Raw genomic sequence first — 16,726 nt, 5'->3', positions numbered from 1 at the left:
TCACCTGCAACGATGATCCGGTACCAACGACCCCCACGCGTACCGCTGCGTGCCACCAGCTCGTTGTCGCTGCGGTGGCGCGTCATGCTGCTGGCGATGTCGATGGTGGCGATGGTCGTGGTGCTGATGGCATTCGCCGTGTATGCGGTGATTTCGGCTGCGCTGTATAGCGATATCGACAACCAGCTGCAGAGCCGTGCGCAGCTGTTGATCGCCAGCGGTTCACTGGCCGCCGACCCCGGAAAGGCCATCGAAGGCACCGCCTATTCGGACGTCAACGCGATGCTGGTGAACCCGGGTCACTCGATCTACACGGCGCAGCAGCCTGGCCAGACGCTGCCGGTCGGCGCGCCGGAAAAGGCGGTGATACGGGGTGATCTGTTCATGTCCCGCCGCACGGCCTCCGATCAGCGCGTCCTTGCCATCCACCTGCCCAACGGTTGTTCGCTGTTGATCTCCAAGAGCCTCAAGCCCACCGAGGCGGTGATGACCAAGCTGCGCTGGGTGCTGCTGATCGTCGGCGGCGTCGGCGTCGCGGTGGCCGCGGTGGCGGGCGGCATGGTCACCAGGGCGGGGCTACGTCCGGTGGCCCGCCTCACCGAAGCGGCCGAACGGGTGGCGCGCACCGACGACCTGCGGCCCATTCCGGTATTCGGTAGCGACGAATTGGCCAGGCTCACAGAGGCATTCAACTTGATGCTGCGGGCACTGGCAGAGTCCCGCGAGCGGCAGGCGCGGCTGGTCACCGACGCCGGACACGAATTGCGCACCCCGCTGACGTCGCTGCGCACCAACGTCGAGCTGCTGATGGCATCGATGGAACCCGGGGCGCCGCGGCTGCCCGATCAGGAGATGGTCGAGCTCCGCGCCGACGTGCTGGCGCAGATCGAGGAATTGTCCACGCTGGTGGGCGATCTGGTGGACCTCACTCGGGACGACGCCGGCCAGGTGGTGCACGAACCGGTCGACATGTCCGAGGTGGTGGATCGCAGCCTGGAGCGAGTCAGACGGCGCCGCAACGACATTCACTTCGACGTCGACATCACGCCCTGGCAGATGTACGGCGACGCCGCGGGGCTGTCCCGCGCGGTGCTCAACCTCTTGGACAACGCGGCCAAGTGGAGCCCACCGGGCGGCCGTGTCGGCATCACCATGCGACAACTCGACCCGTCGCATGCAGAGTTGGTGGTGTCCGACCACGGGCCCGGCATTCCGCCGCACGAACGCCGACTGGTGTTCGAGCGGTTCTACCGTTCGACGACCGCACGCGCGATGCCCGGCTCGGGGCTTGGGCTGGCGATCGTCAAAAAGGTCGTGCTGAATCACGGTGGATTGCTTCGTGTCGAGGACACCGTGCCCGGCGGACAGCCGCCGGGAACCTCGTTTTATGTGCTGCTGCCCGGTCGGCGGATGCCCCCGTCGCCGTATCCGACACCCGACGCGGGTAATTCCGAGGGAGAGCCCGGCACCGATGCCACGGTCCCCATGGCGGGCGATCAGTCGAACTCTCGGGAACCCGCGAACGTTATCTCAGTGGACTCTCAGTCCGCGCGGGCAAGGTAGGTCTGCAGCTACTGTTGAAGAACCCAGTCGAGCCGACGAGCCGATACTGAGATAGAGGAAGTGCGACCCAGCGACATGACGAATGACCCGAGGTATTCGCCACCGCCGCAGCAGCCGGGATATCGTCCCGCGCCGAATCAGCCTGCGCCCACCCCGACCCACCCGGGGACCTCTGCTTACGGCCAGGGGCATCAGCAGCCGTATAGCCAGCCATTCGACTGGCGGCATCAATCGCAGACCTCCCAATTCCGGCAGCCCTACGACCCGTACAACGGCACCGGTCCGGGCCGGACGCCGGGGGGAACCGGGGCAGGCCCCCTGCCCGGGGCCACCGGGACCGGACCGATTCCCGGGATGCTGCCGCCGATGCTGCCGCCCGGCCCCCAAAAGCGTTCCCGCGCAGGGCTGTTGACCGTAGGCGCATTGGCCATCGCGGTGGTGTCGGCGGGCATCGGCGGGGCCGCGGCGACGGCTGTCGAGCTGGGCACACACACCACCAGCGGCAATGGGCGCAGCGTCATCGGCGCGCCCACCGTCCCGGCGGCGAACATGCCGCCGGGCAGCGTCGAGCAGGTCGCGTCCAAGGTGGTGCCCAGCGTCGTCATGCTGGAGACGGATCTGGGCCGCCAGTCCGAAGAGGGCTCCGGCATCATCCTTTCCGCCGACGGGCTGATCCTGACCAACAACCACGTGGTCGCGGCGGCCGCGGGCCCGCCGAAGGGCCCCGCGGCTCCCCCCGGTGGGCCGCCCGCAGGCCCCGGTGGCGGACCCGGTGGTCCGGCCCCCAAGACCACGGTGACCTTCGCCGACGGCCGCACCGCACCCTTCACGGTCCTGGGCGCCGACCCCACCAGCGACATCGCCGTGATCCGCGTGCAGGGTGTCTCCGGCCTCACCCCGATCTCCCTGGGCTCCTCATCGGACCTTCGCGTCGGCCAACCGGTGGTGGCCATCGGCTCGCCGCTGGGTCTGTCGGGCACGGTCACCACCGGGATCGTCAGTGCGCTGAATCGACCGGTGTCCACCACGGGTGAGTCGGGCAACCAGAACACCGTGCTGGACGCGATCCAGACCGACGCCGCCATCAACCCGGGTAACTCCGGCGGCGCGCTGGTCAACATGAACGGCCAGCTGGTGGGAGTGAACTCGGCCATCGCCACCCTGGGGGCCGACTCGCCGGATGCCCAGAGCGGTTCGATCGGGCTGGGGTTCGCGATCCCGGTCGATCAGGCCAAGCGCATCGCCGACGAGCTGATCAGCAGCGGCAAGGCGTCCCACGCCTCGCTCGGCGTGCAGGTGACGAACGACAAGGGCTCCCCGGGGGCCAAGGTCGTCGACGTCGTGCCGGGTGGTGCGGCCTCGAGCGCCGGCGTGCCCAAGAATGTGATCGTCACCAAGGTCGACGATCGTCCGATCAGCAGCGCTGACGCCCTGGTCGCGGCCGTGCGGTCCAAGGCGCCCGGCGACAAGATCTCGCTGACCTTCCAGGATCCCGCTGGTGGCAGCCGTACCGTGCCGGTGACCCTGGGGAAGGCGGATCAGTAATGCGAGTCGAAGAACCCTCGGCGGCGGGATTGTCGGAGCTCGGTTATACCGTGGCACCCATGGAAACGGGCGCGGAGTTGGTAGTCGGCCGGGCCCTGGTCGTGGTGGTCGACGATCGCACCGCCCACGGGGACGAGGACCACAGCGGGCCGCTGGTAACCGAACTGCTGACCGAGGCCGGATTCGTCGTCGACGGTGTGGTTGCGGTCGCGGCGGATGAGGTCGAGATCCGCAACGCGCTCAACACCGCGGTGATCGGCGGGGTGGACCTGGTGGTCTCCGTCGGCGGGACGGGTGTCACGCCGCGCGACGTCACCCCGGAGGCCACCCGCGAAATCCTGGACCGGGAAATCCTCGGCATTGCCGAAGCCATTCGGGGATCGGGGCTGTCCGCGGGGATCATCGACGCCGGGCTGTCACGCGGCCTGGCCGGGGTGTCCGGAAGCACGCTGGTGGTGAACCTGGCCGGTTCCCGGTACGCGGTGCGCGACGGAATGGCGACGCTGAACCCGCTGGCCGCTCAAATTATCGGGCAGCTGTCGAGCCTGGAGATCTGACCGCTTAGGTCTGTGACTCGGCGTCGGCTCGCGGTCCGTGCTCGGGTGGGGGCGCCGTGGTCGTGCCGCCGTGCTTGCCCGACGAATCTCCGTTGGTCTGGGCGAGCAGGTCACGGATTTCGGTGAGCAGAACGACCTGGGCGTCGTCCGCCTGCTCGACCTCGCCGCGCTTACGCAGCGTGTTGTACGGCAGGACGACGAAGAAGTAGACGACCGCGGCGATGAGCACGAAGTTGATCGCGGCCGACAGCAGGATGTTCAGGTCGATGGTCTGGCCGCCGCCGATGCTGATCTTCAAGGCGCCGACGTTGGATTGCTGTTTGACGCCGATCCGGTTGATCAGGGGCGTGATGATGCTGTCGGTGAACTTCGTGACCAGTGCGGTGAAGGCAGTACCGATGACCACCGCGACGGCCAGGTCGACGATGTTGCCGCGCGAGAGAAACTCCTTGAACCCTTTGAACACTGAGATGTCCTTCCTGGGATTGGACAGAGTTTGCTGTCGGGTGCGTGGCCGGCGGCGGCGAGGCACTCAGTGCAGGGTGAGGGTCACCGCCTGACCCAGCGCCGAGCCCGCCACCGTGTTCGCCACGCGGGCCGGCAGCGCAACTAACACTACGCGGTCACCGTCCGCGCCCTGGACCTTTGGCTTGGCCGACACGAGCACCACGACGGCGTCGGTGGCCACCACCTTGGGAGCGGCCTGGGGAGTCTTCGGTGAGCCGGTTGTCGGTGCCGCCAGCACGTCGACGACGTCGCCGGCGCGGACAAGGTCGATCAGGGCGCCGTCCGCCAGCCGCAGCGGCACGATCCGGGCGCCGGGTCCCGCCTTCGACGCGATCGCGGCCTCGGCCAGCCGGCTGCCCAACAGCCGCACATCGGTGAGCACCTCGCCGCGCCTCGCCGGGCCGGCCAGCGTCGAACCGGCCACGGCGCTGACGTCGGCCAGTGACCCATCGGGAACGGTTGAGGCCAAACGCTTTTCGAGACGAACGTCGGCGGGGGCCAGCGCGGCACCCGGCCGCAGGTCGTGATCGGCGATTACCACCTCGGCATAGTCACCGGCCGGGTCGGAGCGCAGCGCCGCCAGGGCGGCCAGCACGACGAGGAAGCCGGCGGCGACACGCCGCGCCAGCACGGTCCTGGTCCAATCCGGACGCAGCATCAAGAGGCGGCTGAACAGGCTTGGATTCAGCGATGATTCGCCCATGCCGCGAACGTAAGCGCAACGCGATCACCGGCGCATGCCGGCGGCAAATGCGTTTGTGGATAACCCGTTAGCTCGAGGCCGCGGCGGCGGATGCCGTGGAGGCGCTGCTCGACTTCTCGCTCGAGCTGGATTTCTCGCTCGCCCCGGACTTCTCGGTGGATCCCGAGGTCGACCCGGAGTCGCTCGACGAGGACCCGTTGGTAGAAGTCGTGGACTTCTTGCCGGATTCGCGGCTGTCGGTGCGGTAGAAGCCGCTGCCCTTGAACACCACGCCCACGGAGTTGAAGCGCTTGCGCAGCCGCCCGGAGCAGCGCTTGCAGGTGGTCAGCGCATCGTCGGTGAAGGCCTGCACGATGTCGAAGCGATCGTCGCACTCGGTGCACTGATAGCTGTAAGTCGGCACAAAAACCTCCGGATGATTGCAAAGCCTGTTAGCACTCTAGCGTCTCAAGTGCTAGAACCGCCACGTGACGCCGCTCATTCCCGATCTGTTACCCCGGATTGAGTGGTATCAGTCCCACCCGCGGTGTGAGCGCATCGGTCATCGGTATGTCGTGCGGCTCGGCAGGCAACTCGTCCACCAACTCCGCGTCGCGCACGAGCGCGATCAGCCGAGCGTGGGGGTCGCGGCCGGGCAGGGAGCGGTCGTAGAAACCACGACCCCGGCCCAACCGCACCCCGGAGCGGTCGACGGCCAACGACGGCACCAGGATCAGGCTCGCCTCCGCGATCGCCGATGCCGGCAGCCACGGCTCCGGAGGCTCCAGCAATCCCCACCGCGCCGATGTCAGTGTGCCGGGCCGGTATTCGCCCCAGCGCAACGGCAGCGGCGTGTTGTCGGCGGCGGTGCGCGCAACCGGCAGCAGCACCCGCCCGGCCAGCCGCAGCAACACATCCACCATGTCGATCGAGCCGGGCTCGGCGCCGACCGGCACGTATGCGCACACCGTGCTGCCGCTGCTCACGAAGTTCTGCGCGGCCTGTAGTCGCTCGCACAGCATGCGCGCCTCGTCGGCCCGAACGGCGTCGGCAACGCGGCGCCGGGCCGCCTGTAACTGCCCCCGCAACACGGCCTTGCCGGTGGTCGCCATGGGTTAACCATCGCAGCCGGGCCTTCGGCCGCGCCACATCGACTCGGCAAACCGTGTTCGGGTTATCGTGTGAACAATGTCAAGCCCAAAAGTGGTGGTCCCACACACGGCGATCGTGCCCGCTGCCGGTCTTGGTACCCGCTTCCTGCCCGCGACGAAAACGGTTCCCAAGGAGCTGCTGCCCGTCGTCGATACCCCCGGCATCGAGCTGGTCGCCGCCGAGGCGGCTGAGGCGGGCGCGGACCGCCTGGTGATCATCACCTCCGAGGGCAAGGACGGCGTCGTCGCACACTTCGTCGAGGACCTGGTCCTCGAGGGCACGCTGGAGGCCCGCGGCAAGAAGGCCATGCTCGACAAGGTGCGTCGCGCGCCGCAGCTGATCAAGGTCGAGTCCGTGGTGCAGGCCGAGCCGCTGGGCCTGGGGCACGCCATCAGCTGCGTGGAGCCCGCGCTGACGACCGACGACGACGCCGTGATGGTGCTGCTGCCCGACGACCTGGTGTTGCCGACCGGTGTGCTGGAGACGATGGCGAAGGTGCGGGCGGACCACGGCGGCACGGTGTTGTGCGCCATCGAGGTGACGCCCGAGGAGATCAGCGCCTACGGGGTTTTCGACGTCGAGCCGGTGCCCGGCGACGACAACCCCGACGTGCTGAAGGTCAACGGCATGGTCGAGAAGCCCAAGCGTGAGGACGCCCCATCGTTGTTGGCCGCGGCGGGCCGCTACGTGCTCGACCGCGCCGTCTTCGACGCGTTGCGCCGCGTCGACCGTGGGGTGGGCGGCGAAGTGCAGCTGACCGATGCGATCGCCCTGCTCATTTCGGAGGGCCACCCCGTGCATGTCGTCGTGCATCACGGATCCCGACACGACTTGGGAAATCCCGGCGGCTACCTCAAGGCTGCGGTTGACTTTGCATTGGATCGTGACGACTACGGCCCGGATTTGCGGCGATGGTTGGTGGCGCGGTTAGGCCTGGCCGAGAAGTAGCCGGCCGATGCGCCCGGCCCGAGACGGCGCCCGTCTAGGGCAGAGAGGCGCGCTGTGCGTTCTGTGGAGGAGCAGCAGGCCCGGATAACGGCCGCCGCGGTGGCTCCGCGGCCGATCCGGGTGGCCATCGCCGAGGCGCAGGGGCTGATGTGCGCCGAGGAAGTAGTCACCGAGCGCCCCATGCCCGGGTTTGATCAGGCCGCGATCGACGGCTATGCGGTGCGCAGCGTCGACGTGCTGGGCATCGGCGAAGTGGGCGCCGACAGTCTGGGCGAGCCGCCCGGCGATGCCGAGCTCGACGAAGACCGGCGCGAGGGTCTGGTCCTGCCCGTGATGGGGACCGTCGAGGCCGGTGCACGCACGCCCAGCCGCCTGCAGCCCCGCCAGGCCGCCCGCGTGCACACCGGGGCCCCGCTACCCACGCTGGCCGACGCCGTCATCCCGTTGCGCTGGACCGATGGCGGCAGCACGCGGGTGCGAATCCTGCGCGGGGCGCCATCGGGCGCGTACGTGCGCCGCACCGGGGATGATGTGCAGCCCGGTGACGTCGCGGTGCGTGCCGGCACGGTCATCGGCGCGGCCCAGGTCGGCCTGCTGGCTGCGGTCGGGCGCGAACGGGTGCTGGTGCATCCGCGGCCGCGGGTGACGGTGGTGGCCGTCGGCGGCGAACTGGTCGACATCTCGCGCACCCCGGGCAACGGCCAGGTGTACGACGTCAACTCCTACGCGTTGGCGGCGGCAGCCCGCGATGCCGGCGCGGAGGTGAACCGCATCGGCATCGTCAGCAGCGACTCCGGCGAATTCCGCGAAGTCATCGAGGGCCAGATCAACCGGGCCGAGGTGCTGGTGATCGCCGGCGGCGTCGGTGGCGCCGCGGCCGAGCCGGTGCGGTCGGTCCTTTCCGAGCTCGGGGAGATGGAAGTCGTCCGCGTCGCGATGCATCCCGGTTCCGTCCAGGGATTCGGGCAGCTGGGCCGCGACGGTGTCCCGACCTTCCTGCTGCCCGCCAACCCGGTCAGCGCCCTGGTGGTCTTCGAGGTGATGGTGCGGCCGCTGATCCGGCTCTCCCTGGGCAAGCGCCAGCCGATGCGCCGGATCGTGCAAGCCCGCACGCTGTCGCCGATCACGTCGGTCGCCGGGCGCAAGGGCTACCTGCGCGGCCAGCTGATGCGCGACCAGGAGACCGGTGAATATCTGGTGCAGGCACTGGGTGGGGCGCCGGGGGCGTCCTCGCACCTGCTGGCCACCCTCGCCGAAGCGAACTGCCTTGTGGTGGTGCCCAGCGGCGCCGAACAAATCCGCACCGGCGAGATCGTCGACGTCGCCTTCTTGGCTCAGCGCGGTTAAGTGCAACGACTCCGGGCGCTCGTGAACCTGTTGCGTACCAACGCCCGTCATCCGGGCTGGCCGCTGGACGTCGGGCCGTTGCGGGTCCCGGCGGGGGTGGTCCGGTTGCGTGCGGTGCGGATGCGCGACGGCGCCCAGTGGAGCCGCATCCGGTTGGCCGACCGCGCGCACCTCGAGCCGTGGGAGCCCAGCGCGGAGGGCGATTGGACGACCCGGCACGCGGTCGCCGCGTGGCCGGCGCTGTGCTCCGGCCTGCGGGCCGAGGCCCGTGCGGGCCGCATGTTGCCCTACGTCATCGAGCTCGACGGCCAGTTCTGTGGCCAGCTGACCATCGGCAATGTCACCCATGGGGCGCTGCGGTCGGCGTGGATCGGCTACTGGGTGCCGCGGTCGGCGACCGGGGGCGGGGTGGCCACGGCGGCGTTGGCGCTGGGTCTGGACCATTGCTTCGGCCCGGTGATGCTGCACCGCGTGGAGGCCACGGTGCGGCCCGAAAACGCCGCCAGCCGGGCCGTTTTGGCGAAAGTCGGGTTCCGCCAGGAGGGGCTGTTGCAGCGCTACCTCGAGGTGGATAAGGCGTGGCGAGACCATCTGCTGATGGCCATCACGGCCGAAGAGGTGTCCGGATCGGTGGCCTCGACCCTGGTCCGGGGCGGGCACGCCAGCTGGGCCTGACCGCCCCGAGTGGCGGGCCGCTATGTGGCTACCGCGACACGAGTGACTCGTGGTGCTTGTGAGAGGCAAATTACAGGTGTGTAATTGTCCTGGTCACTAAAGACCCGGCCGCGCTGGCCCCGGTGGGCCTGGCGGGGATCGGAACCGAAGAGAGCAGGTCGTCATGCCAAGCATTCCGCAGTCACTGTTGTGGATTTCGCTCGTAGTGCTCTGGCTGTTCGTTTTGGTGCCGATGCTCGTCAGCAAACGCGACGCCGTGCGGCGCACCAGCGACGTGGCCCTGGCCACCCGGGTCCTCAACGGTGGCGGGAACTCGCGCCTGATCAAACGCAGCGGTCCGGCCGCCGGTCACCGCAGCGACCCCGACTGGAAGGCACCGGAAGAGTCGGCCGAAACCGAGCTCGACGAGGACCGCGACCTCGCCGAGGATGAGGACGAAGAGCGCGCAGACGAACACGACACCGACGAGCTGCGCCAGTTGCGCCCGGTGGTCATGAAGGTCGCGGCTCCCGAGCTCACCGAGCCCGACTATCTCGACGTCGACGTCGTCGAGGATTCTCAGGCGCTTCCGGCAGGAGTTGCGATCGAGGAGGAAGCCGAGGCCGGCGAGGACGACGAGGATTCCGACACCGACGTGGTCGCCCACGCCGGCGACGAGGACGACGACGGCTACGAATACGTCGAGGACTCTTCGGGTCTGGAGCCGGAGGCCGAAGCCGACGACGAGGAAATGCCGGCGCCGGCCCCCCGGAACGCCTCGCGCCGCCGCCGGTTCGACACCAAGACCGCGGCCGCGGTCAGCGCCCGCAAGTATGCCTTCCGCAGGCGCGTCCTGATGGTGATGGCCGTCGTCCTGGTCGGCACGGCCACCGCCGCGTTCAAGATTTCGCCGAGTGCCTGGTGGGCGTGCGGCACCGCCACCGCGGTGACGCTGCTGTACCTGGCCTACCTGCGCCGCCAGACCCGCATCGAGGAGAAGGTGCGCCGCCGCCGCATGCAGCGGATGGCGCGGGCGCGGATGGGCGTGGAGAACGCCTACGACCGCGACTACGACGTGGTCCCGTCGCGGCTGCGGCGCCCCGGGGCGGTGGTCCTGGAGATCGACGACGAGGACCCGATCTTCGAGCACCTGGACTACGCGATGCCGATGCGGAACTTCGGTTGGCCCCGCGACCTGCCGCGCGCCGTCGGCGAGTAGTGGCGGCGGTTCGGCGGTTCGCGGCGCGGCTGGTAGCCTGCTAGCGGTCAGGGGCTATGGCGCAGTTGGTAGCGCGACTCGTTCGCATCGAGTAGGTCAGGGGTTCGAATCCCCTTAGCTCCACAGAGTTTGAGCAGGTCAGGCGCTTGCCGCCCGTGAGGGCACTTCCGCGGCGACTCGTGGTGTCAGCAGGGTCACGATTTACCGGATACTCGCCGACCAACCCGGACCGGCCCATCGCGGGCGGTGAGCCGTCTTAACCCGAGCGCGCGAATATGAGGCGGTTACTGGCGGGCCACGCGGCGCGGTCCTTCGCAGGTGCTGCTCGAGCCAACCTAACGACATCCAATTGCAAAACGTATGACCATAGCAGGTGAATTGCTACTCTCGCTCAGTAAAGTCCAGGATGATTGACGAGTGAGGGACGAAGGTCATACGCTTATGGCAATAATGTCTAAACGATGTCTGCCAAGGCCTTCGCGGAAGTTGAGACAACGATGAATGTGAACAGCGCCGCTCCCAGCGTCTTCGAAGCTGGCCTCCCCACGTTCAGCTACGACCTCACCGCCACCCCGCACGACATCCGCGAAGATGTCCGAGCTGCGCAATCGTGTGCGCCCATCGCCATCGGGCCGCTCGGCCCGGAAATCCTGTCCTACGAGCTGGCTCGAGATATCCTGCGCGACAACAGGTTCCGCATGCCACCCGGCATCACGCTGGCAGCGCAGGGCGTCACCTCAGGTCCGCTATACGACAAGCTGATGAGCAGTCTTCTTTGTCTCGAAGGCCCGCCACACACTCGCTTACGCAAGCTGGTTTCGAGGGCGTTCACTCCCCGCGCGACGTCACGCCTCAAGGACACGATTCATGAGGTGGTGAACGGGCTGATCGATCGAGTGGTAGACGCCGGTCGGTGCGACGTCGTGACCGACATCGCGCGGCCCTACCCCACCCCGATCATGTGCGCGCTGATCGGAGCGCCGCAGCAGGACTGGGAGCAGTTCTCGCGGTGGACCGACGAAATCTTCAAGGCCTTCAACTTTCAGCCCGACGCCACTTTCGATGAATCCGCCATCATGCGGTCGTGGAGCGAACTGGACGCCTACGTCGATGACATGGTCGGCGCACGCCGGAACCATCTGACCGATGATCTGCTTTCTGAGCTTATCCGGGCCGAAAGCGACGGCGACCGGCTGAATCTCGACGAACTGCGCATGCTGGTGGCCGGCTTCTTGATGGCGGGAACGGACACGACGCGGCATCAGCTGGCCGCGTCGGTGCAGGTGCTGTGCGAGCATCCGGACCAATGGGCGAAACTGGCCGACCAGCCCGAGCTTGCGATGCAGGCGGTCGAGGAGAGCATGCGCCACTCACCTGCGGTCTGTATCGCGCCGAGAGCCGCCACCGAGGATGCCGAGTTTGGCGGTTACACGTTCCCGGCGGGGACCTTCGTACTGGTGAACACCTTTGCAGCCAACCGCGATCCAGCCATCTACGACGATGCTGACCGCTTTGACATCGCACGCGAGGAGGCGCCCGCAATCCTGACCTTCGGCGGAGGTGCGCACTACTGCCTCGGGGCGAACCTTGCACGTCGGGAATTGGCGGAGGCACTCACAATTCTCACCCGACGTCTCACCGCACCCCATCGCATCGCTTCGGCCCCGTGGAAATCTCTGCTGGGAATGACAGGCCCCACAACACTTGAGATCGAGTTCGAGGCCGAGAGGCTCGTGACGGCGGATGCGTAGTCGCGGCTGGGCGGGCGCCACACCCGCCTCGGACGAGGAGGCAATCGCCCGCATTCTGAATGCGGTCGACGAGGTGATCGCTGAGCACGGTTCGGCATTACGCCTGGCCGACGTCGCCCGCAGGCTCGGAGTCACTCGTCAGACGGTGTACCGCTACTTTCCGAACGCCGACGCGCTGCTCATCGCCAGCGCAATGCGTTCGGTCAACGGGTTCATCGACCAAGTTCTTGACCATGTCGATGGCCTCAACGACCCGGTTCCTGCGGTCGTCGAGATCGTTTCGTTCGCAGTCGAGAAACTCACCGGCGATCCGCAGTTGGAGGGCTTGCTCGCCAAGCCACCAGGGGGCGAAGCTGCCACCTCGCTCACCTCCGACACGGCAATCACCTTCTGCTTGTCGGCCTTCCATCGCCTCGATGTCGATTGGAAGCTTCACGGCTTCGACACCACCGCGCTTACACAACTCGCCGAAATGACCTTACGCACAGTTCAGTCGCTTCTGACCGATCCTGGGCAACCGCCACGCGAAGGACTCGCACTACGCCGCTTCGTTGCTCAATGGCTGGGCCCAGCAATCCTCCATCCGCGAATGACGTCGCTGTCGATCCAGTGAAACGACGCAACATTCCGATTGGGGGAGTGCCAACTCGGCCTTCCGCCTGAAAGCCTGGAACGCCCAGCGCCTTCTGTCTTTACCCGGACGAACAGGGTTGCCGCTCCGTCCCCGGTGCCCGCTCGGTGCCGATCCGACCTATTTCTTATCGCGGGGCAGCCGGCAGCCGGTGTAGCCGGCGACGACGAGGTTCCCCCGGTATCCGACTTTGATGAAGATCCCGGTGGGTCCGTAGAACCCCACGTCGTGGTTCCCGGGGCTGTCCTGCATCACCTGCATCTCGGTGGCGTCGAGCTTGGCGGCCGCCTGTTTGGCGGTCTCTTGGATCGTCGCCCACTGTTGCTCGGAGACTGGCGCGTTGGCGGCAACCTGGTCGGGGAGGAAGTACCGCTTGCCGTCGGTTTGTTCGTACGGTCGCTCGCAGTTGTCGCCCGAGCCTTCGTGCGGTGTCTCCCACGTGATCGACGGGATCAATTTGCTTGCGGCGGCGGTGATCTCGTTCATTGCGGCCTGCACCTGGGTTTGGGTGTCCTCGAACGAGGGCAGGGACTTGAGCACCTGGAGGGCCTTGGTCGCGTCGTTGGGTGGGGTGGGCGCATAGGGCTGGTTCACGTGGCATCCTCCTGCGGCGAGTGCGATTGCGGCCATGGCGATGCACGAAATGCCGTGGCGTTGCAGGTTGCGGGGGCTGGTCTGGTTGTTGCTCACTTCGTGGGTACCGCCTTATCTCCGAGTCCGGCGAGGACGGCCGCGATGTTGTAGTTGGTCGTTCGGAGCCCGCCGCCGTCGGGGAAGCGGGGGTAGTCGCTGTGACCGTGCGCGTCTTGAAGGGTGAGGGTGCCGCCGTGGCCGTCAGGCACGGTGGCGGAACCGGTGGCCAGGTGGGTGAAGTTGGGGTTGGTCGCCGGGTTCGGGCCGAAGTGGCCGGCGCCGGAGGCGTCCGCCGCGCCCAGGACACTGGTAGCGAGGTCCCGGAAGGGCGGAGGCAGGAACGGGGCGACGTCGTGGGCGATGGCGGGGCCGTCGTACGTCCACTGGATCGGGTCGTCGGGCGTTTCCATGGTGAACACGTGCCCGGGCTGCAGGTGGAGTTGTTGCGGTGTGGAGGCTTCGATGCCGGGGGAGCCGTAGAACAACGCTCGCGACACCCCGTGATCGCCGGGCTCTTGCAGGGCAAGGCCGGTGGTCAGTGAGCCGTAGGAGTGTCCTATCGCCGTGAGGTCGGCGGGGCCGCCGTGGTGGGCGGCCTGGATCCCGTCGTAGAAGCCGGCCAGGTCATGGGCCCCGGCTCTGGCGACGGCGTCGTGGCTGACGCCCCACCCGCCGGCGAGCGATTTGCCGATGTCGTCGAAGCCCGGCACCTGCGGCGGGTCATAACCGATCCACGCGATGGCCGAAACGGTGTCGTGTTCGTGCCCGGGGGTCAGGCTCAATTGGCGGAGCGCTTCCTTTCTCGCGTCGGTCGCCTCGGACACCATGCCCCCGATGGCGCCGTGGACGGTGGTGTTCAAGCCGGGCGCGGTGACCGATACGTGGGTGGCCGTGTCGGGGTCTCCGACCGCGATCGCGGCGCGGGCCTGCTTACCCGTTTTGGCGTCGAGCAGCATGAGCTTGCGATCGGGGCTCGCTTTGACGGTTCTGTCGACGGCTTGCAGGTCGGGCAGGTACTTGGCACCGTCCCGGGCGGCATCGTATTGGCGTTGCCACGCCTCGTAGGCGAGGCGGTCGTCGAAAATCGCCCCCGGCTCGTTCGGCGGCGGAATGTTCTTGCCCGCCGCCCAATCGGGGTGCTGGGCCTTCAGCGCGTCGGCCTGTGCAGCGGCCGTCTGAGCGCGGCCCAGTTCGTCGGCCAGGTCGAGCCGGTTGTAATGATCCCGGTCCGCCGCGGGCATCCCATTGTGATTTCCGATCAACGGGTTCCGTTGGTACTCCCGGTCCTTCTGCGCGGGCGTAAGAGTGTTCCAGACGTCCGCAAATTCCTTGGGGTCATCCGGCAGGTCCGGTACCGGCGACAGCGGACCCTCGATCGCCTGGATACCCGACTGGTCGTACCCGTCGCCGTGCAGGGCGCCCAGCGACCTCTGCAGCGTGTTGGAGTAGCCGTCGCGGATCGACTGCAGCTGGTGCAGAGCATCCCTGGTCTCGTCGGCGGCGTCGGCGCGGGCGTCTTTGATCAACGACTCCAGCTGGGAACGACTGCTCGGGTCGAGTTTGGGATCCTCCAGATCCTTCATCGCCGCGCCGATGAGCTTGTCGAGCAGCTGTAACTGCCGTTCCAGCGCGGCGATCTCGGTGGCGCCGGCCTTCTGCGCCTCGGCCAGGGCGGCCGCGATGTTCTCCAGGTCGGCCCCGATCTTCGGCAGCTTCAGGGATTGCGCCCCAAGCGATTTGACCGTGCGCTGCACCTCGGCCGAATCGTTGATCGGGTGGTCACCGTTCTGGTGGTTCCAGGCCGCGTCGAATCGGTTACGGGCTTGCTCGAACGCATGGTCCGCCTCGGCCGTGCACACGCCGGCCTGGTGGAAGGCGTCCGCCAATTGAGAAATCTCGAACGGGTTCCCGGCCTGCAGACTCCGGTTGATCGCCCACGGGTCACCGCCGGCCTGGCCGATCAGATCGGCAACGTTGAGCCAGACCAGCTGCATCGCACCGCCAGAAAGTTCGCCATTCGTTCCCCGGACAGGCTGATGACGTTACTCCCCGAATTGGGATCCCGTGTTCAACGACTCAACCCGTCACGGGTGGGCGACGAGATACGTTTCGTTGTCCAGGTCGGCGGTCAGTTCGTCGACGTCGAAGGGGCGGTCGAGTCGGGCGTGCAACGCCTTCGGGTCGATCAGGAGGCTGATCTCGGCGGTCTGGCGGGCGAACATTCGTCCAATGAGTGGATACAGGCGCCGCATGATCGCCCGCTCCCCGGCGGTGCAACGCGACGCGCAGTAGCCGACGTGTCCGATCTCGTCCGTCAGGATCTCGCTGTACAGCAGTTCTATTCGCTCGGCGACTTCCGGTTCGTCCGCGAATAGCTTGATGCCGGCGCGGCGTAGCTCGTCGAACATGATGCAGCCCGCCATCTCAGCGGCTCCGACGAAGGCAAAGCTCAGCCGTTCGGGTAGGAACACGCCGGTCTTCACGAACTGGCGCATCACGAATGGCGGGGGAACGACTTGAAAGGTCAGATCGAAGATGTCGAGCGCGTATGCGAGCAGCCGCGTGTGGTAGTGCTCTTCGAGTTCGAGGTAGACGTTCTCGGGCGGCAGGTTCTGATCGCTGTTGCGCCCGTAGGTTTCGCCGAGTCCGACGCCGAACCTCTCAGCCTGGTTCAGTTTGGCCGTTGCCAGCAGAAACAGCATCTTCGGATCCAGCCCGGCTTCCGGTCGCCGGCGGCGCAGGTTGCGAAGGAAGGTGTCTCGGTCGGCGGGATGGGCTGACCGGACGGGATTGGCCTCGAGTTCGTTGAAGAACTGCTCGCGATTCGCCAACCGCCTGTTGAGCAGGTCGGCTTCGCCGTCACGGCGGGCCAGAAAGTCCCGGTATCCTTCGATGCCGTTCATCGTTTCTCCATTCCTTTGACAATCGTTGTCACGTAACGGCTTAACTGCGCAGGATCGTGTGTCCCGGTGGCCAGCAGGGCGAAGAGTCCGGTGAGAAAGAACGTCCCGAGTTCCACTGCGTCCACCTCGGCCGAGACTTGCCCCGCGGATTGCGCCCGGCTGATGACGCCCACCAAAAACCGTGCGAGCGGGTGTTGCGCGAACTCGTCTTCGGCCGGCCGGGACGACGAGAAATGTAGGCCGAGCATGTCGCGGAAAACCGCTGCACCCAAACGCTTTTCGGCATCGAGGACGTGGGTGACGAGTTGCGAGAGGATCGACGACAGGTCGCCGTTGGCGGCGCCAAGTTCGCTGATGATCCGCGTCTCCTCGCTGCGCTCCAACTCGGCGAGAACGTGCTCCTTCGTCGGGAAGTGGAAATAGAACGTCCCCCGCACCACGCCCGCCGCGGCGGCGATGGCGCTCACGTCGGCAGCGGCCAGTCCGCGCTGCGCAATCTCGGCCAGCGCGGCGTCGAACAAGCGTGCCCGGGTTTCGAGCCGTCGAGCCTCCCGGACGCCCCGCGCCGATGTTGCGGCTTCGGTAGGGGCCTGCGACTCCATCGCTGCACGATACGACAAGTCGCTGACGCCCG

At 67.4% G+C, this 16,726-nt stretch carries 17 protein-coding genes and 1 tRNA gene; 10 read left to right on the top strand and 8 right to left on the bottom strand.

Annotated features, from left to right (window positions below):
- The first annotated feature begins 12 nt into the window (after positions 1-12).
- From H7J89_RS20405 to H7J89_RS20395, 3 genes are all read left to right on the top strand, one after another.
- Positions 13-1,563, top strand: a complete 1,551-nt coding sequence (locus tag H7J89_RS20405; RefSeq protein WP_264045982.1) for a HAMP domain-containing sensor histidine kinase — start codon at positions 13-15, stop codon at positions 1,561-1,563.
- A 75-nt stretch (positions 1,564-1,638) separates the two neighbouring features.
- Complete coding sequence (locus tag H7J89_RS20400) at positions 1,639-3,108, top strand: S1C family serine protease (RefSeq protein WP_264045979.1); 1,470 nt, start codon at positions 1,639-1,641, stop codon at positions 3,106-3,108.
- Positions 3,108-3,665 carry a MogA/MoaB family molybdenum cofactor biosynthesis protein gene (locus H7J89_RS20395; protein WP_068041385.1) on the top strand — a complete coding sequence of 186 codons (558 nt, stop codon included), beginning with the start codon at positions 3,108-3,110 and terminating at the stop codon, positions 3,663-3,665. Before H7J89_RS20400 ends, H7J89_RS20395 begins: the two co-directional genes overlap by 1 nt.
- Before the next feature lie 4 nt (positions 3,666-3,669).
- Here H7J89_RS20395 and mscL read toward each other — a convergent pair whose 3' ends face one another.
- From mscL to H7J89_RS20375, 4 genes are all read right to left on the bottom strand, one after another.
- Entirely contained in the window at positions 3,670-4,131 is a 462-nt protein-coding gene (gene mscL, locus H7J89_RS20390) for a large-conductance mechanosensitive channel protein MscL (protein ID WP_264045974.1), read from the bottom strand.
- A gap of 66 nt (positions 4,132-4,197) precedes the next feature.
- Entirely contained in the window at positions 4,198-4,875 is a 678-nt protein-coding gene (locus H7J89_RS20385) for an SAF domain-containing protein (RefSeq protein WP_264045972.1), read from the bottom strand.
- 67 nt (positions 4,876-4,942) lie between these two features.
- Positions 4,943-5,278, bottom strand: a complete 336-nt coding sequence (locus H7J89_RS20380) for an FmdB family zinc ribbon protein (RefSeq protein ID WP_264045970.1) — start codon at positions 5,276-5,278, stop codon at positions 4,943-4,945.
- An 88-nt stretch (positions 5,279-5,366) separates the two neighbouring features.
- Positions 5,367-5,966, bottom strand: a complete 600-nt coding sequence (locus H7J89_RS20375; RefSeq protein WP_264045968.1) for a 5-formyltetrahydrofolate cyclo-ligase — start codon at positions 5,964-5,966, stop codon at positions 5,367-5,369.
- A gap of 76 nt (positions 5,967-6,042) precedes the next feature.
- Here H7J89_RS20375 and H7J89_RS20370 point away from each other — a divergent pair, with 76 nt between their 5' ends.
- The 7 genes from H7J89_RS20370 to H7J89_RS20340 all read left to right on the top strand — a co-directional run bounded on the left by H7J89_RS20370 (position 6,043) and on the right by H7J89_RS20340 (position 12,538).
- On the top strand, positions 6,043-6,954 hold the full coding sequence (locus tag H7J89_RS20370) for a UTP--glucose-1-phosphate uridylyltransferase (RefSeq protein WP_264045966.1): 912 nt from the start codon (positions 6,043-6,045) through the stop codon (positions 6,952-6,954).
- Between the two features lie 54 nt (positions 6,955-7,008).
- Positions 7,009-8,301 carry a molybdotransferase-like divisome protein Glp gene (gene glp / locus H7J89_RS20365; protein ID WP_264045963.1) on the top strand — a complete coding sequence of 431 codons (1,293 nt, stop codon included), beginning with the start codon at positions 7,009-7,011 and terminating at the stop codon, positions 8,299-8,301.
- Between the two features lie 21 nt (positions 8,302-8,322).
- Positions 8,323-8,976, top strand: coding sequence for a GNAT family N-acetyltransferase (locus tag H7J89_RS20360; RefSeq protein ID WP_264046140.1), 654 nt, complete (start codon positions 8,323-8,325; stop codon positions 8,974-8,976).
- Positions 8,977-9,139: 163 nt separating this feature from the next.
- Complete coding sequence (sepX, locus tag H7J89_RS20355; RefSeq protein WP_264045961.1) at positions 9,140-10,174, top strand: divisome protein SepX/GlpR; 1,035 nt, start codon at positions 9,140-9,142, stop codon at positions 10,172-10,174.
- A gap of 50 nt (positions 10,175-10,224) precedes the next feature.
- Positions 10,225-10,297: transfer RNA gene (locus tag H7J89_RS20350), tRNA-Ala, on the top strand.
- A 374-nt stretch (positions 10,298-10,671) separates the two neighbouring features.
- Complete coding sequence (locus tag H7J89_RS20345; protein WP_264046138.1) at positions 10,672-11,925, top strand: cytochrome P450; 1,254 nt, start codon at positions 10,672-10,674, stop codon at positions 11,923-11,925.
- Positions 11,918-12,538 carry a TetR/AcrR family transcriptional regulator gene (locus H7J89_RS20340; RefSeq protein ID WP_264045958.1) on the top strand — a complete coding sequence of 207 codons (621 nt, stop codon included), beginning with the start codon at positions 11,918-11,920 and terminating at the stop codon, positions 12,536-12,538. Before H7J89_RS20345 ends, H7J89_RS20340 begins: the two co-directional genes overlap by 8 nt.
- A gap of 138 nt (positions 12,539-12,676) precedes the next feature.
- Here H7J89_RS20340 and H7J89_RS20335 read toward each other — a convergent pair whose 3' ends face one another.
- The 4 genes from H7J89_RS20335 to H7J89_RS20320 all read right to left on the bottom strand — a co-directional run bounded on the left by H7J89_RS20335 (position 12,677) and on the right by H7J89_RS20320 (position 16,694).
- On the bottom strand, positions 12,677-13,246 hold the full coding sequence (locus tag H7J89_RS20335; RefSeq protein ID WP_264045956.1) for an LppA family lipoprotein: 570 nt from the start codon (positions 13,244-13,246) through the stop codon (positions 12,677-12,679).
- On the bottom strand, positions 13,243-15,183 hold the full coding sequence (locus tag H7J89_RS20330; RefSeq protein WP_264045954.1) for a putative alpha/beta hydrolase: 1,941 nt from the start codon (positions 15,181-15,183) through the stop codon (positions 13,243-13,245). The genes H7J89_RS20335 and H7J89_RS20330 overlap by 4 nt, the downstream gene beginning before the upstream one ends.
- A gap of 90 nt (positions 15,184-15,273) precedes the next feature.
- Positions 15,274-16,092: a hypothetical protein gene (locus tag H7J89_RS20325; RefSeq protein WP_264045952.1), complete on the bottom strand. Its 819-nt coding sequence runs from the start codon at positions 16,090-16,092 to the stop codon at positions 15,274-15,276.
- The gene (locus tag H7J89_RS20320; protein WP_264045949.1) at positions 16,089-16,694 is read right to left on the bottom strand and encodes a TetR/AcrR family transcriptional regulator; all 606 of its coding nucleotides are present in this window, start codon (positions 16,692-16,694) and stop codon (positions 16,089-16,091) included. Before H7J89_RS20320 ends, H7J89_RS20325 begins: the two co-directional genes overlap by 4 nt.
- Positions 16,695-16,726 lie beyond the last annotated feature (32 nt).

The sequence above is a fragment of the Mycobacterium paraffinicum genome (assembly GCF_025822865.1).
GTDB lineage: Bacteria > Actinomycetota > Actinomycetes > Mycobacteriales > Mycobacteriaceae > Mycobacterium > Mycobacterium paraffinicum.
This window is presented reverse-complemented; position numbering and strand designations above follow the sequence as displayed.

Bases quoted from the DNA above. Each gene is read 5' to 3' on its own strand.
- H7J89_RS20405 (WP_264045982.1), top strand. From the start codon at position 13: ATGATCCGGTACCAACGACCCCCACGCGTACCGCTGCGTGCCACCAGC.
- H7J89_RS20400 (WP_264045979.1), top strand. From the start codon at position 1,639: ATGACGAATGACCCGAGGTATTCGCCACCGCCGCAGCAGCCGGGATAT.
- H7J89_RS20395 (WP_068041385.1), top strand. From the start codon at position 3,108: ATGCGAGTCGAAGAACCCTCGGCGGCGGGATTGTCGGAGCTCGGTTAT.
- H7J89_RS20385 (WP_264045972.1), bottom strand. From the start codon at position 4,875: ATGGGCGAATCATCGCTGAATCCAAGCCTGTTCAGCCGCCTCTTGATG.
- H7J89_RS20375 (WP_264045968.1), bottom strand. From the start codon at position 5,966: ATGGCGACCACCGGCAAGGCCGTGTTGCGGGGGCAGTTACAGGCGGCC.
- H7J89_RS20370 (WP_264045966.1), top strand. From the start codon at position 6,043: ATGTCAAGCCCAAAAGTGGTGGTCCCACACACGGCGATCGTGCCCGCT.
- sepX (WP_264045961.1), top strand. From the start codon at position 9,140: ATGCCAAGCATTCCGCAGTCACTGTTGTGGATTTCGCTCGTAGTGCTC.
- H7J89_RS20345 (WP_264046138.1), top strand. From the start codon at position 10,672: ATGAATGTGAACAGCGCCGCTCCCAGCGTCTTCGAAGCTGGCCTCCCC.
- H7J89_RS20340 (WP_264045958.1), top strand. From the start codon at position 11,918: ATGCGTAGTCGCGGCTGGGCGGGCGCCACACCCGCCTCGGACGAGGAG.
- H7J89_RS20330 (WP_264045954.1), bottom strand. From the start codon at position 15,183: ATGCAGCTGGTCTGGCTCAACGTTGCCGATCTGATCGGCCAGGCCGGC.
- H7J89_RS20325 (WP_264045952.1), bottom strand. From the start codon at position 16,092: ATGAACGGCATCGAAGGATACCGGGACTTTCTGGCCCGCCGTGACGGC.
- H7J89_RS20320 (WP_264045949.1), bottom strand. From the start codon at position 16,694: ATGGAGTCGCAGGCCCCTACCGAAGCCGCAACATCGGCGCGGGGCGTC.